This window comes from Beijerinckia mobilis, from assembly GCF_000745425.1.
Classification (GTDB): Bacteria; Pseudomonadota; Alphaproteobacteria; order Rhizobiales; family Beijerinckiaceae; genus Beijerinckia; species Beijerinckia mobilis.
This window is the reverse complement of record NZ_JQJH01000003.1, coordinates 183,028-198,020: the sequence shown is the minus strand read 5'-3', so window position 1 is coordinate 198,020 and position 14,993 is coordinate 183,028. Positions and strand designations below refer to the sequence as shown.

Below are 14,993 nucleotides of genomic sequence, written 5' to 3'. Positions count from 1 at the left end.
TTGGCCATTGAAGCCTTTGGGCTCATTTCGCGAGCCAATGGTGATAGGGCAAATTCATCGGCCATCGCTTACCGGAACACGCAGGCCTTGACCCACCATTCCGGATGCGCCTTTAAAATCGCCTGGCGCGCCTTGAGCGCCGCGCGGCAATCGGTGAACAAAGCGTAGCAGGTCGCACCGGACCCCGACATGCGCGCGAGCTGGCATCCGCGCGCTGCCGACAGGACCGCGAGGATGGACCCTATGACCGGCGCGAGGACGCAGGCCGCGTCCTCCATATCGTTGCGGCCCTTGCGCAGCGCCGCGAGAAACCCTGCCATATCCTGTGGCGCGGACAGCGCGGGATGCGCGCCGTAATGGGTTTTCGTTCCGGGCGCCAGATTCATCGTGGCGAACACCGCCTTGGTCTCAAGCGCCTGCCCCGGATTGACGATCAGGCCCACGAGCGGCGGCAGGCGCAAGGGTTCGCCAAGTTTTTCCCCAACGCCCTCCATCATGCGGGCGCACCGGTCGAGGCAGACAGGGACGTCAGCACCGGTTTCGCGCGCCGCCTCCTGCAGGCGCGGATCATCGAAGGCGATCTCATTGGCCCGGGCGAGCAGGCGCAGCGCCGCCGCTGCATCGGACGAGCCACCACCGACACCGGCCGCGACCGGAAGATGTTTCACGAGATGGAAAGCGCCTGTGCGCAAGCCATCAACACGGCTTGAGAGATTACGAGCCGCCTTCAACACCAGATTCTGATCATTGTCGCCGGCAAGCGAGGCTGTCGGACCTTCGAGCGTCAGGCCGAGCATCTCCCCGGGCGTCAGGGACAAAACATCCCCGCCCGCGGTGAATGCGACGAGACTTTCGAGCTCGTGCCAGCCGTTTTCCTTGCGGCCAACGACATGGAGGGTGAGATTGACCTTCGCGGGCGCGCGTTCGATCAGAACAGAAGATGCCAAAGCCATATCCGGAACTATTATGGCCCAGCCGAAGGCAGGGCCATCAGGAAATCACAGGGATTTTCTCGGCGAGACGGCGCAAAGCGTCAAGCCGCACGTGAGGCGGAGCCAAGAGCAATCATAAGAGCAGCTGTGGTGTCAGCCGCCGTTTTTGTCGGGCTTTGCTTCAGCAGCCGCCGGCTTTTCCTCGTCATTGAGGCCATGCGCGATCTTGCTCAGGATGCGATCCTTGTCCTCCGGCTCGGGGCCGAGATCGCGCGCATGGTTCCATTGGAAATGGGCCTCGAGCTTGCGCCCGATACGCCAGTAGGCGTCGCCAAGGTGATCGTTGATCACCGGGTCGGATGGTTTGAGATCGATCGCGCGTTCGAGTTCCTTGACGGCTTCATCGTAACGCCCGAGCCGGTAATTGGCCCAGCCGAGGCTGTCGACGATATAGCCATCGGTCGGACGCAATTCGACGGCCTTGTGCAGCATGGTGAAGGCCTCATCGAGATTGAGGCCCTGATCGACCCAGCTATAGCCGAGATAATTCAGGACGAGCGGCTGATCGGGGAAGAGGGCCAGCGCGCGGCGCAGATCGGCCTCGGCCTGCGGCCATTGCTTGTTGCGCTCATAGGAGATGCCCCGGAAATAATACAGCGGCCAGGTGGCCTTTTCGGGTTTGTTCGTCGCTTCCAGTGCCCGCGTATAGGTTTCGATCGCCTCGGCATATTGCTTATGCGCGCGCTGGAGATTGCCGAGCGCGGCAAGGGCATCGGCATCCTTGGGATGATCCTTGACGATCGATTCGAGATGCTTGCGCGCTTCCTCGGTGCGCCCGAGCACTTCGAGAATCTGGGCGCTTTGAATATCCGCTGTGACCCGCAGAGGGTCATCCTCCGGAACGGATTCATAGACTTCGAGCGCCCGTTCATTCTGCTTGATGCGCTCGTAAATATCCCCAAGCGTGATCAGCGCGAGGCTGTTGTCTGGTGAGAGATACAGCGACAGGCGCAGATAGATCATCGCAGCAAGTTCGTCGCCCTGACGGCTGCCGGCGGCACCCAGGCCATAGAGCACTTCCGCCGCGCCCTGCTCCGGCGTGCGGATCGGCGATTCAAGTGTCTTACCGCTTTTCAGCGCCGCGAGGGCGTCTACGATGATCGGATGATTGGGCAGAAGTTCATCATAGGCCTCATAGACCTTGATCGCGTCTTCGCGCTGGCCATGCTGGGCAAGAAAACGGGCATAGACATCGACCAGCCGCAGAGTGTTCTTGTCGGAATCATAGGCGGCTTTCAGGCGGCGCGTCGCTTCATTGCTATTATGCGCGACCTCGGCAATCAATCCACCGTGGAAATCCCGGAACACGCCGAAGCTCTCGTCACGCAGACGATCGACGAGTTCGAGCCCGCGCTTGTAATCGCCGCTTCCGGCATAAGTCCAGGCGGCAAGCAGAGTGGCCGTAATATCGCGTTCGCGGCTCGCGCCGCCCCGGGCGAAATGGTTGCGTGCGGCGGCATAATGATGCTGCTTGATGGCCCTGACGCCAAGCGCGAGATGGGCCAGGCCGTTACGGGGATCACGCGTCAGAAGCCGCTCCGCGAAGCCAAAGGCATCCTGCATGTTGCCATTTGAAATCGCCGCGACGAAAGCCCGCTCGATCAGCGCCGGATTGTTGGGGTCATAACGCAGCGCCTCACGAAAATAGGTGGCTGCGGCCAGCGTGTCCTTGTCGATCCCGGCGACATAGGCCGCGAGATAATTGCCCATGGGGCTTTCGCCAACCTCGAAAGGCGTCGCTATGGCCAGGCTTTCCTTGGCCCTTGCGAACGCCATTGGCGCCGGGGCAAGAAGCGAGCAGGTCATGGCGAGACTCAGGCCGCGCGGGAGAAAACGAGAAGAAGCAAGGCGGAAAATAAAGGACACGCTATCGTCTTTCCCTGAGAGCGCACACGATCTTGAGCATCAATTTTGGAAGGATATAGTCGTTTTCAAGACGAATTTTATGCGCTTTTCGTAATCAAATGATGAGATTTCCCGGACGGATCATGCAGAAATGGCTTTCCTGCAGTTTCCTTCCACCTCAAAGAGGCGGCACAATGCGGGAAATAGCTACAATGCGCCAAGCATCTTGCATCAACACGTTTCCTTGACGGGAGAGCGCATTCGGCTGTTTCCGGATAGTCTCACTCAAAAAACAGAACCATTTCCAAAGATTTTTAAGCAGGCGGCGAGAAAATTCACAGCGAAAATACACGCGGCGCCGCGATCGAAGGGTCTCACACGGCCATTATCGGAAGAACGCACCTGAATTGGCCGAGTCAACTTTGCCCCGTGGAAAAGGCGGAAATAGGATGGCCGACCGGGCTCAGCCAGACAATCCTTTCCCGGCAAAAAGGTCTTCCAGCAGCCGGGATCGTTTCATGCGTTCAGGCGAATGGCCATATAGAGTACACTCGTAACGGCTCGCGACCCGTTCAGCTTTGTCCGGGCCTTAGCCGATAGAAGATATGGCGCCCGATAACTTCCATCTTTTTCAAAGCCTTGGCCCACCGCGGCCGAACATAATCGGCATGATAATGGGTGGAATTTCCGACGTCGGCAAGGTAAGTGCGGCCGGCAATGACGGAATCCGCAACCCTGACAGCAAGGCGCCAGGCTTCGGGCTCATTCACCCGCAGGGATTTTCCCTCACAGGCGAAGGAGAACTGACATCCGCGGTAATGGGTGCGGTTCTGGTAGACGACGCCGCAGATCGAGGCTGGATAAAGGCCGCTCGCGACACGATTGAGGACAACCTGGGCAACAGCCGCCTGGCCTTCTTCCGTTTCGCTACGCGCCTCAAAATAAATCGCTTCAGCCAGACACCGTTTTTCGCTCGCCGACCGATCGGCGCCGATCAGCGCCGCATAACTCGGTTTCTGCCGTTCCACAAATTCCTCTGGCGCATTTTTGGAGCGCTGGAAGACGACCTCGACCGGCGTAGTGTCCGCTGGCGCCGGCGTCGTCGAAGCGAGCGCCAAGGCGCGCGGCGTTGGCGGTGTCGCCCCTTGTACGAGCCGTTCATTGAGCGCGCTCGGGCGCATGATCAGGGTGGTGCGTGTCTCCGTGGTTGCGGTCTCTGCCGCCGCCGGAGAGGCATCGGCACGAGCCGGAGCGGTGGTCGGATTTTCCCCATCAGGCCAGGGTTCGAAAGCCGCGACGCTTTCCGGCCCATCGACATCGCCATCGGCAGGAGAAAATCCCCCGGTGGGCGAGGTTTCATCATGGGCAAACAGCAGATCATGCGCGCGCAATCTGGCGTAGCCGCCATCCTTACGCAAATTCGTATCAAAAGTCGGCCGCAACCCGATCAAAGGATCACCCTTGCGGCTGCGATCGATCATCGGAACGGCTTTCCCGTCATTCGTCTGGGCGAAGCGTTTGAGGTCGGCATGTGGCTCGGCCTCATCCGCCCATTGGGCGAAATCCTGCTTTTCTCCCAATTCCAGGCTGACCGCCCGCAAGGCCGCCACGGCGACGATCGCATCACTACGGGTGGAGGGAACCGCTTCTATGCCGAAGGCTTCATCGGGAATGAGCACAACCGGACGGTCAGGGGCCCGATCCGACAATGGCACGAGAGAACCGCCCATCACCGCGTCCTGGCCGGCATCCGCACTGAACGACACGAGCAATCCGACCGCCAGACACCATGGCGCGATGATTCCCATTGCCCAACCGACTCGCGACCCGCGCATGCCCTATCCCGATTTCCGTGCGGCCAAGCCGCAATTCTGTTCCGGGAGATTTATCGGCAAACATGCTTGCGAAGCGGTTACGCCGCGACTTTGAAGTCGCGTCTCAAAACGGTACAGGCCGGAATCGAGAGGGTGAGGAAGTCAGGAAACGCGGTTGACGCAGAAATCAACAACGTCGTTCAGAGCCAGCTTCCAGGCGGAAGCGGGAAACAAATCCAGAGCGTCATGCGCCATCGCGCCATAATGACGGGCGCGCTCGACAGTATCCTCAATGGCGCGATGCCGGCGCATCGTGGCAATGGCGACATCAAGATCGCCATCGGCGATTTCGCCCTTCTCCAACGTGCGGCGCCAAAAATCACGCTCCTGCTGGCTGCCCCGCCGGAAACTCAACACGACGGGAAGCGTGATCTTGCCCTCGCGGAAATCGTCGCCGACATTCTTGCCGAGATTGGCGGATGTTCCGCCATAATCGAGGGCATCGTCGATCAGCTGGAATGCAATGCCAAGGTTCAGCCCATAGCTGCGGCAAGCGGCAACCTCGGCTTTGGGCCGTTCCGCCAGCAAAGCGCCCACCTCGGCGGCCGCACCGAACAAAGCAGCAGTTTTTGCACGGATCACCGCCAGATAATCGTCCTCGCCGGTTTCCGTATCCTTGGCGGCGGCCAATTGCATGACCTCTCCCTCGGCGATCACAGCCGCGGCGGAAGACAGGACCTCGAGACAGGCGAGCGAGCCGACCTCGACCATCATCTTGAACGCTTGGCCGAGCAGAAAATCGCCGACGAGAACGCTCGCCTCGTTGCCCCACAGCATACGAGCCGCGAGTTTCCCGCGCCGCATGTCGCTTTCGTCCACGACATCGTCATGCAGCAGCGTAGCCGTATGCATGAATTCCACCGCAGCCGCCAATTTGACATGGCCCTGCCCGGCATAATTGCAAAGCCCCGCGGCGGCGAGCGTCAGCATTGGACGAAGCCGTTTTCCCCCGGAGGAAATCAGATGGTTCGCCACCTCGGGAATCATCGACACGTCGGAAGTGGTGCGCGAGAGAATGGTCTGGTTGACGCGCTCCATATCTGGCGTCACCAGGGCAAGGAGCCTTTCGATGCCGGTCTCTTTTGCGTCTTCGAGAGGAATCACCATGCCCAATTCAAGATCTCCGATCGGGGTCCAGTTCGCGATCGCCGCAGGGTTGATGCCAAAGCCTCATAACATCTCATCCATGGCGGCCAATGGGCATCGCACATTTCACGAGATCGAAAACGATGCTCTAACAGCCCGGAAGAGCGTCGGTTTATCCCAAAAGCGGCGCACGCTTTCAGTTTGATGCTGTAGAGCGGATCTCCACCCGCTGCAATCCCGCCGGAATTCCCCGCCGTCTGTCGCAGGACTGAGGATGCGTTGCAACATTTTTGAAGCGCATAGGCGGCAGTCCGAAACCCGACTGTGGCCGAATTGCCGCAATTGCCTCACGCTTTCCGCGACGTTTCCCTTGGCTTCCTTCTACCGGCTCACCCTTTCGTCAAGCTGGCCAATATTTTCTGGATCCGCCACCCGCATCGCTCCTCTCGATCACGGTTTCCTGCATTTAAGAATCGGGTCGAAGAGGCAGCCCGCCGCCGTGAGGGGGCAGAATCGCCGCGCCACATTTCCAAAAGAACCCATCGCTGAGGAATCACGGGAATAAAAATCTGGCATGACGGATCGGGAAGAGCCTATCGGTTTCAGCCCTGCTTCACCAGGTCCCCACATTCGCCATGGAGGCCCAAGGTTCCTGGCGCGGCAAAGGCTCGCCCTTCTGCAGGATCTCTATGGAAATATTATCGGGCGAGCGGATAAAGGCCATATGCCCGTCACGCGGTGGCCGGTTGATGGTCACGCCCTTCCTCATAAGGTTTTCACAAGTCGCGTAGATATTCTCGACGCTATAGGCGAGATGACCGAAATTGCGGCCCCCCGTATAGGTTTCCGGATCCCAATTGTAGGTCAGTTCAATCAGGGGGGCCATGAACTTGATCGCCCGTTCCATGTCGCCGGGCGCCGCGAGATAGACCAATGTGTAGCGGCCTTTCTCGCTTTCCACGCGTCTGACCTCGACAAGGCCAAGTTTGTCACAATAAAAGTTCAGCGACTTTTCCAACTCGGTCACCCGGACCATCGTATGAAGATATTCCATGCTTGTCCCTCGGCTCTTCCCTCGCTGTCCATGGTCCTGGCGGGCTCACCGATAAGCGAAGCAGAAAGAGGGCGTAGCCGAAACGGTGCCGTTGCTCCCGGCCTGGCATTGCCCCACACTTTTCCCTCCGGTTCCGCTACGCCCGATGACTGTAGGCCCTCTTCCGATTCGCTTCCCAAGGCTCCGGTCGATGCCGTATTATAGCAACAGCCGCAAACGGCGGCAGACTCTCAATCGTCAGCGCCCCTTTCCTGTGCGCTCTGACAGAGCATCCATTAATTTCGCGCTCCTTCTGCGGGGCCGGAAAACGGCCCGGACGTTTCTCACCCGCGGCGTTTCCATCATGACGGCCGGCGGATCCCTGTTCTCCAGCCTCGGCAGCGGTCTCGGGACGATGTTTGCTTTTGGACGCACGGCTGACGGCAACAACTCCCCGATGGCCGCGGGAGAGCCGATCGAGGCGGCGGACGAGAATTGGGAAAAGGAGCGCGAGGCGCTGATCTCAGTCGGCGTCAAGGCGCTGATGACTCTCGCTAAAGTCATCGCCGGGGTGGCTTCCGGCTCGCTCGCCATCATGTCCGAGGCGGCCAATAATTTCGCTGACATCCTCACCTCGCTCATGACCTTCGTGGCCCTGCGCATAGCTCATCAGCCCGCCGATGATGTTCATCAATATGGGCATGCGAAGGTCGAGGCGCTTGCGGCTCTGGTCCAAACCGGTCTTTTGTTCGGATTCAGCGTCTTCATCATAACCGAAGCTCTGCGCCGCCTGTGGGAAGGCGGCAGCATCATCGAGGCTGGCGTTCTTTCCTTCGGCGTATTGATCGTCTCAATGGTCATTGACGCAATCCGCTGGCAATCGCTCCGCTCCATCGCCAAACGCACCAAAAGCCAGGCCTTGGCCGCCGAAGCCCTGAATTTCATGGCGGATCTCGGTGCGTCGGGCGCCGCTCTCTTCGGCCTCTTCATGACCTGGCTCGGTTTCCCCCGCGCCGATCCGCTCGCCGCCCTCGCAGTCGCGAGCATCATAGCCTATACAGGTTTTCAATTGGGCCGGCAGACGATCAACACCTTGCTCGATGCGGCCCCCGAAGGTCTCGCGGACAAGATTCGCGACCTCGTTTCGTCCGTGCCAGGCGTAATCGCGCTGGGAACTCTGCGGTTGCGCCCATTTGGCTCACAGGTTCTGGGTGAAATGGATATTTCCGTCGCCCGCACGCTGCCGCTTGAACAAGCCGCCAAGATCAAGACCAACGTCCGGTCCGCCCTCGCCCAACATTATCCCGACGTCTCGCTCACCTTGTCAGCGCATCCGGTCGCGCTCGGCGACGAGACGATTCTCGAACGCATTCTCCTGATTGCCGCCAAGCGGCATGTCGCGATCCACCATGTGACGGTGCAGGAAATCGATGGGCGTATTTCCATCAGCTTCGATGTCGAGCTCACCGCCAGCATGACCCATGGCATGGCGCATGAGATCGTCTCGCGCCTCGAGAATGAGATCGCCCAGGAACTCGGACCTGACACCGAAGTCGAAAGCCATATCGAACCGATGATGCCAGCCGAACTATCCGGCAGGGATGCACCGGCAGCAAAAATCGCTGAAATCCAGGCCTATCTGAGCAAGATCGCGCTTCCCGATCAGGCGATATCGGAGATTCATAATGTCCGCGTTCGGGAAACCTCGGCCGGACTGGTGGTCAATTATCATTGCGCGGTCGACCCGAGCCTGTCCGTCGCCGAAGTTCATGACCGCGTCGATGCGCTCGATCACGGGATCCGAACTGATTTTCCGGAAATTTCGCGCGTTATCGGCCATGCCGATGTGCTGAAACAGGCCAGTCCCTGATCGTCGCCCATAATTCTCGTCCATGACCCTCGTCCATGGCCCTCAAGGCGATGCCATCTTTCAGGTGAATTTCTGATTATTTTGACACTTGGGAAGGTACAAGGGCGGTTCGATATCGACCACCGGCGCCTTCGATGCTCCCCGTTTCACGAGGGATCATTCATAAAAAAACCAGACTAACGGCTTTCCTGTGTGTTTCGCCTTTTCGGCCTTTTTCCATGGTGCTTTCCGATGATTTTCGGCCTTTTGCGGCAGCGCCGGTTCGCTCCCCTGTTCTGGTGCCAGTTTTTTTCGGCCTTCAACGACAATTTCGTCCGCAACATGCTCGCCATGCTGGTACTGTTTCGCCTTGGCGAAGCGGAAGCCGGACCGCTCGTTTCCCTGGCCGTGGCGATCTTCATTCTGCCGTCCCTGTTTCTCTCAGGTCTTGGCGGCGAATGGGCCGATGCCTATGACAAGGCGCGCATCACACGTTATCTGAAAGGCGGTGAACTCGCGGTTCAGACGCTGGCGGCAATCGGTTTCTGGCTGAATTCCGTCCCGGCGCTCTTTGCTGCCCTGTTCGGGCTCGGCACGATCGCTGCCCTGTTCGGACCCATTAAATACGGGATATTGCCCGAGCTTCTTTCGCTGGAGGAACTCACCGCCGGCAATGCCTTGATCGAGGCGGCGACCTTTCTCGCCATCTTATTCGGATTGATCTTTGGCGGCCTTTCCGCGTCCGACCATCGCACGCCAGAAACCATCGCCCTGCAATTGCTCGCAATCGCGCTTTTGTGCTTCGTCTCCAGCCTCTTCATTCCCGGCAAGGGAGCGGCCGATCCTGCCCTGCACATTCACCGCAATCCCTTCGCCTCGACCCGGGCGCTCCTGCATTTCCTGCGGGCGGATCGCCTGCTCTGGCTCGGCGGCCTCGCCGTTTCCTGGTTCTGGGTACTGGCCGCCGTCGCCGTCTCTCTCGTGCCAACTATCATCCGCAACAAGCTCGGCGGCGGGCTCGATGTCGAGACGGCCATCAGCGCACTCTTCGCTTTCGGCATCGGCATCGGCTCGCTTCTCGCCGCCTTTCTCGCCCATGGCCGGCCGCCGCTGCGCATCGTCACTCCGGCGGCAATCGGCATGGCGGTCTTTCTCATCGATCTTGGTTTTGCGACCTTGAACCTGAACAAACCGGGCGAAACGCTTGAGCTCGTTGAATTCTTCCGCAATGCCACCGGCCTGCGGCTTGCCTTCGACGTCATCGGCCTCGCTCTCTCCGGTGGCCTGTTCGTCGTGCCGCTCTTCACGATGGTTCAGGCCAATGCGGAAGCCACTCAGCGCGCCCGCATCGTCGGAGCCATCAACATTCTCAATGCGCTTTTCATGATTCTTGCGAGCCTGGCCTCGGCCCTGGCGCAGAGCCCTCTCATCGGGCTGTCCGCCTCTTTCGTGCTGATCCTTTTCGGCATTACCACATTCGTCGTGGCGGCGCTGATCGCCCGCAAGCTGGCCCAGCCGAGGCTCGCCGCCGCCGAATGATCGTGACGTCGGCACGCGATGCGGAGGCTGACGGCGTTGATCAACGGTTGCGAAAGCCTATGATGGCCGCCACATGAGGCAAAATCCCGAGCTGCGTCTCAAGCCGCGTCCATTCCGTTGAAGAGAGTCCCATGCGTACAGACCTTCCCCAGCCCGTCCGCCTCGCTGATTATCGACCGTCCGATTATCTGATCGACCGCGTGGAACTCGATATCCGCCTGCATGCGACGGCGACCCGGGTTCAATCGAAGCTCTCGCTCCGCCCCAATCCGAACGGTGTCCCGGGCGCTCCGCTCGTTCTCGATGGCGATGATCTGAAGGCCAAATATGTGCTCATGAACGGGGCACAGCTCGATCCCTCCAATCTCTTTCTGACCCCGGATCAATTGCGTATCGACGTGGTGCCGAACGAGCCGTTCCATCTCGAGATCGAGACGGAAGTGGATCCCACGGCCAATACGCGGCTGATGGGCCTCTATCGCTCCGGCAGCGCCTATTGCACCCAATGCGAGGCGGAAGGCTTTCGCCGCATCACCTATTTCCTCGACCGCCCGGACGTGCTGAGCGTCTATACGACCAGGATCGAAGCGGATTTCCGCGAGGCGCAGGTGTTGCTCGGCAACGGCAACCGGATCGAAAGCGGCACGATAGAGGGCACCGGCCGCCATTATGCCATCTGGCATGATCCCTTCCCCAAACCCAGCTATCTCTTCGCGCTTGTCGGCGGCATTCTTGGATCGATCCACGATCGCTTCATCACCCGTTCCGGACGCGAAGTCGCCCTTGGCATCTATGTCGAGCCCGGCAAGGAGAAAGCCGCGGCCTATGCCATGGATGCGCTGAAACGCTCGATGGCCTGGGACGAGGAGGTCTTTGGCCGCGAATACGATCTCGATGTGTTCAATATCGTTGCCGTGTCCGATTTCAACATGGGTGCGATGGAGAACAAGGGCCTCAATATCTTCAACGACAAATATGTTCTCGCCTTGCCCGAGACTGCGACGGATACGGATTACGCGCAGATCGAGGCGGTTATCGCCCATGAATATTTCCACAACTGGACCGGCAATCGCATTACCTGCCGCGACTGGTTTCAGCTGTGCCTCAAGGAAGGGCTGACCGTCTTCCGAGATCACGAATTTTCCGCCGACATGCGCTCGCGCGCGGTGCGCCGCATTGCCGATGTCCGTACCTTGCGCTCGGCGCAATTCCCCGAGGATGCCGGGCCGCTGGCGCATAATGTGCGGCCGGACACCTATCTCGAAATCAACAATTTCTACACGGCGACGGTCTATGAAAAAGGCGCCGAACTCATCCGTATGCTCAAGGTGCTGATCGGCGATGAAGCCTTCCGGCAGGGCATGGATCTATATTTCGACCGGCATGACGGCACTGCCGCCACAATCGAGGATTTCATCGCCTGCTTCGCGGAAACCGCGAAACGCGATCTCAATCAGTTCTCGCTCTGGTATCATCAATCCGGCACGCCTCTCGTCCAGGTCGAGACCGCCTATGACGAACAGGCGCAGACATACACACTCGATCTCACCCAAAGCTGCAAGCCGACACCGGGCCAGGAGACAAAACAGCCCTTCGTCATCCCAGTCGCCTTCGGCCTCATCGCGCGTGACGGCACGCCTGTCGATCTGCAATCGAGCGGTCCCGATGCGGCGGATGAAAAGGAATGTGCGAGGGATCTCATCGAACTCACGACGGAACGCCGGCGCATTGTCTTCCATGCCGTGCCTGAACGCCCGGTTCCCTCGCTGCTACGCGGCTTCTCCGCGCCGGTGCGTCTCGAAACGGCACTGAGCGAGGCCGATCTCCTCACCCTCGTCGCGCATGATTCAGACCCGTTCAACCGCTGGCAGGCGGCGCAAACCTATGCCACCCGTCAGCTCGTCCGCGCTGTCGAGGTCGTGCGTGCGGGGCACAAGCCGGCCTATGACGAGGCTTTCATCAGCGCCTTGCTGCGGGTTCTCGACCAAAGCTCCGATCCAGCCTTCACCGCGCAAGTCATTACATTGCCGGGTGAGGCCGATCTCGCGCGAGAAATCGGCAATGACGTCGACCCTGCGGCGATCCATGGCGCGCGCGTCGCCCTGCGGCAGGCGATCGGCGAAGGGCTGAAACCCAATCTGCTCAAGATTTACCAGGCGATGACGAGCGAAGAACCCTATTCGCCCGACGCCGCCTCCGCCGGTCGGCGCTCGTTGCGCAATGCGGCGCTCGATCTCTTCTGCGCAGGAAGCCGTGATGAAGGTCTCGAATTGGCTCTCAAGCAATTCGAGAGCGCGACGACCATGACCGATAAGATCGCGGCACTTGGCATATTGACCCAATATGCCGGCACCTCCCGCGAAAAAGCCCTCGAAGCCTTTTATGCGACCCATGCGGCCGAGGCGCTCGTCATCGACAAATGGTTCATTCTTCAGGCGACGATCCCCGAACCTGAAACGCTGAACCGTGTCAAAAGCCTGATGCAGCATCCAGCCTTTTCGCTGCATAATCCCAACCGGACACGCTCCCTCATCGGCGCTTTCGCCACCGGCAACCAGACACAGTTCAACGCTGCGGACGGCAGCGGTTACGATTTCCTTGCTGGAATCGTCCTGGAACTCGATCCGCTCAATCCGCAGGTCGCAGCGCGCCTTCTCTCGGCCTTCCGCAGCTGGCGTTCTCTCGAAACAGGCCGCCGCACCTTCGCCGAGGCCGCATTGCGCCGTGTCGCCGGCGTCGCCGGATTATCGCCGGATGTCAAGGATATAGCCGAACGCTCACTCGGCTGATCTCATCGACTTGCTGATGAATAGCTGGTGGATGCGCACACACATCGCATCCACCAGCGCTTTACCCATCCGTCATTCGGAATGGGTCAGCGGGCTATCATTATCCCAATGCCAGACTGTATTCGCGATCATGCATACAAATACTTCAGATCCTGCCATCGTCGATCTGTGGATCTGGCCGCTCGATATCGATTCACGCGAACGCGAACGTCTTTATGGTTTTCTGAGTGAGGATGAAAAGGCGCGCGTCGAACGCTTCGTTCATGGACGCCACGCCCGGCGCTTCATCACGGCAAGAGGCGGTATGCGGGAACGATTGGCATCCTATGGCAAAAGCGCCCCCGATCAGCTTCATTTCGCCGCCAACGCCTATGGCAAGCCGTATCTAACCGGGGAAAATACGGGACTATGTTTCAATCTCAGTCACTCGCTTGATCTGGCCGCGCTCGCCGTGACTTATCATTGCGAGATCGGCGTCGACATCGAAATCATCCGCCCGATCGAGGAAGAAATCGCGGAAACTTTCTTCTCCCCGCGCGAACGCGCCGATCTCGCCAGCCTGCCCCCTGCGGAACGCGAACGTGGTTTCTTTCAGGCCTGGACACGCAAGGAGGCTTTCGTCAAAGCCCTCGGCCAAGGCCTGGCGATCCCGCTCGATTCATTCGATGTTTCAGTGAAACCTGATGAACCGCCACAATTGTTGCGCTGGCAGGATGGCAATCCCGATGCGGCTCATCGCTGGCGGCTGCATCATTTCGAGGCGAGATCCGATTGCGTCGGCGCGGTGGCGATCCCTTCGCCCCATTCAGCATTGTCCTTCAAAACATCTGTACGGGCATAGGGCGAGGGATTGGCCGTAAGCAGCGGAGCCGGGGCCATACCTTTCAGCGCCGTGTCGAAGAAAGCCTTGAGATAGGCATCCTTGCTTTCCTGAATGCGGAAAGGATCACCATGACGCCAGACGCGCCATTGCGAACGGCTCAAATTCAGATCGGTGAAGCCGCCATGACCCGTGCCGTGGATCCAGAAGCCGTAATTTCCTGGCCGTTGCACAAGTGCTTTATGCGTCTGCACGAAATGGGCGTTCACTATGGCTTCGTAATGAACAGCCGGCTCATCGGAGGCCAGAGCCTTGCGTAGGCCGGCGGATGTGAGATTCGTGTCATCGGTGAGAAGCAACAGGTAAGGCTTTTCATTCTTACCGTCTGCTGACGGCCCAAACAGCCAGCCATCCAGATTGACGGAAGCAACCACACGCGGATCGAGCAAGGCTGCCTCAGCCGCGGTGCTTCCCCCGAGGGAAAATCCGAAAAAGCCGACACGATCGAATATGACCCTGCCTGCCCACGTTTGTTGGGCGCAATGCGTAAAGCGATCGAGAGCCTGCAACGCCGCCCGGGCATCATGCAACGCCTTCTCCGTTCCCAGGCGGATGGTCGTGCGCATAAGATCAATCGTACGGAAGTCCAGCGGAAAGGCAGAGGGCTGATCACCGGGCTTTTGCGGAACGATGCCATCATCCATCGCAAGGACCAGATAGCCGTTACTCGCCAGAAATTGCGAGGTCATCCGATTTTCGAGCCGGTTTCCCCCCATGCCCGGCGCATACAGAAGCAGGCTGAACGGCTTCGGAGCCTCCGCCAGATGCAGCGAAGGCAGAATTGTTTCGCAGGGTCGTGCCGACGGTTGTGGGGCAGCCCCCGGAGCCTCATCCGGTTTGTCACCAGCGGTCGGATACCATAAATGCGCGGTGATGGTCCTTTCCTGGGGATCATCCGAGATGAGCTCAATCGATGCCGAAGCAACGACAAAGGGTCCCGTGGCGCCATTTGGCAGTTTATTCGAAATAAGGAGGTAGGATTCCCGCACGAATCGCTGAAGCGTCGAACCAAACACGAAATGACCTGCCAAAAACGCCATGAGGGCCACGACAAGAATGATTAAAGGACGCATACAAACATCCTGATCGTAATAAGAAATCGAAAA

10 protein-coding genes are annotated in these 14,993 nt (G+C 59.3%); 4 read left to right on the top strand and 6 right to left on the bottom strand.

Annotation, left to right across the window (positions count from 1 at the left end; translation table 11 throughout):
• Positions 1–68: 68 nt before the first annotated feature.
• From DL88_RS04865 to DL88_RS04845, 5 genes are all read right to left on the bottom strand, one after another.
• Positions 69–953 carry a 4-(cytidine 5'-diphospho)-2-C-methyl-D-erythritol kinase gene (locus DL88_RS04865; RefSeq protein ID WP_034992711.1) on the bottom strand — a complete coding sequence of 295 codons (885 nt, stop codon included), beginning with the start codon at positions 951–953 and terminating at the stop codon, positions 69–71.
• A gap of 132 nt (positions 954–1,085) precedes the next feature.
• The gene (locus DL88_RS04860) at positions 1,086–2,798 is read right to left on the bottom strand and encodes a tetratricopeptide repeat protein (protein ID WP_051955628.1); all 1,713 of its coding nucleotides are present in this window, start codon (positions 2,796–2,798) and stop codon (positions 1,086–1,088) included.
• Between the two features lie 611 nt (positions 2,799–3,409).
• Positions 3,410–4,672 (bottom strand): cell wall hydrolase, encoded by a 1,263-nt coding sequence (locus DL88_RS04855; RefSeq protein ID WP_034992709.1) that lies wholly within the window; start codon positions 4,670–4,672, stop codon positions 3,410–3,412.
• A 141-nt stretch (positions 4,673–4,813) separates the two neighbouring features.
• The gene (locus DL88_RS04850; protein WP_156970940.1) at positions 4,814–5,818 is read right to left on the bottom strand and encodes a polyprenyl synthetase family protein; all 1,005 of its coding nucleotides are present in this window, start codon (positions 5,816–5,818) and stop codon (positions 4,814–4,816) included.
• Positions 5,819–6,410: 592 nt separating this feature from the next.
• Positions 6,411–6,851: a VOC family protein gene (locus DL88_RS04845; RefSeq protein ID WP_034992705.1), complete on the bottom strand. Its 441-nt coding sequence runs from the start codon at positions 6,849–6,851 to the stop codon at positions 6,411–6,413.
• Between the two features lie 343 nt (positions 6,852–7,194).
• On the opposite strand from DL88_RS04845, the gene DL88_RS04840 reads away from it, so the two are divergent.
• From DL88_RS04840 to DL88_RS04825, 4 genes are all read left to right on the top strand, one after another.
• The gene (locus DL88_RS04840; RefSeq protein ID WP_245270622.1) at positions 7,195–8,700 is read left to right on the top strand and encodes a cation diffusion facilitator family transporter; all 1,506 of its coding nucleotides are present in this window, start codon (positions 7,195–7,197) and stop codon (positions 8,698–8,700) included.
• Positions 8,701–8,931: 231 nt separating this feature from the next.
• Positions 8,932–10,218 carry an MFS transporter gene (locus DL88_RS04835; protein ID WP_034993014.1) on the top strand — a complete coding sequence of 429 codons (1,287 nt, stop codon included), beginning with the start codon at positions 8,932–8,934 and terminating at the stop codon, positions 10,216–10,218.
• A 131-nt stretch (positions 10,219–10,349) separates the two neighbouring features.
• Positions 10,350–13,007 (top strand): aminopeptidase N, encoded by a 2,658-nt coding sequence (gene pepN / locus DL88_RS04830; protein WP_034992704.1) that lies wholly within the window; start codon positions 10,350–10,352, stop codon positions 13,005–13,007.
• Positions 13,008–13,038: 31 nt separating this feature from the next.
• Positions 13,039–13,848: a 4'-phosphopantetheinyl transferase family protein gene (locus tag DL88_RS04825; protein WP_051955599.1), complete on the top strand. Its 810-nt coding sequence runs from the start codon at positions 13,039–13,041 to the stop codon at positions 13,846–13,848.
• Here the strand turns inward: DL88_RS04825 and DL88_RS04820 are convergent.
• Positions 13,758–14,960, bottom strand: coding sequence for an alpha/beta hydrolase (locus tag DL88_RS04820; protein ID WP_034992701.1), 1,203 nt, complete (start codon positions 14,958–14,960; stop codon positions 13,758–13,760). The genes DL88_RS04825 and DL88_RS04820 overlap by 91 nt on opposite strands.
• Positions 14,961–14,993: the final 33 nt, after the last annotated feature.

Excerpts from the sequence above, each read along its gene's own strand:
- DL88_RS04865 (WP_034992711.1), bottom strand. The coding sequence starts at position 953 with ATGGCTTTGGCATCTTCTGTTCTGATCGAACGCGCGCCCGCGAAGGTC.
- DL88_RS04860 (WP_051955628.1), bottom strand. The coding sequence starts at position 2,798 with ATGACCTGCTCGCTTCTTGCCCCGGCGCCAATGGCGTTCGCAAGGGCC.
- DL88_RS04855 (WP_034992709.1), bottom strand. The coding sequence starts at position 4,672 with ATGCGCGGGTCGCGAGTCGGTTGGGCAATGGGAATCATCGCGCCATGG.
- DL88_RS04850 (WP_156970940.1), bottom strand. The coding sequence starts at position 5,818 with ATGGTGATTCCTCTCGAAGACGCAAAAGAGACCGGCATCGAAAGGCTC.
- DL88_RS04845 (WP_034992705.1), bottom strand. The coding sequence starts at position 6,851 with ATGGAATATCTTCATACGATGGTCCGGGTGACCGAGTTGGAAAAGTCG.
- DL88_RS04840 (WP_245270622.1), top strand. The coding sequence starts at position 7,195 with ATGACGGCCGGCGGATCCCTGTTCTCCAGCCTCGGCAGCGGTCTCGGG.
- DL88_RS04835 (WP_034993014.1), top strand. The coding sequence starts at position 8,932 with ATGATTTTCGGCCTTTTGCGGCAGCGCCGGTTCGCTCCCCTGTTCTGG.
- pepN (WP_034992704.1), top strand. The coding sequence starts at position 10,350 with ATGCGTACAGACCTTCCCCAGCCCGTCCGCCTCGCTGATTATCGACCG.
- DL88_RS04825 (WP_051955599.1), top strand. The coding sequence starts at position 13,039 with ATGCGCACACACATCGCATCCACCAGCGCTTTACCCATCCGTCATTCG.
- DL88_RS04820 (WP_034992701.1), bottom strand. The coding sequence starts at position 14,960 with ATGCGTCCTTTAATCATTCTTGTCGTGGCCCTCATGGCGTTTTTGGCA.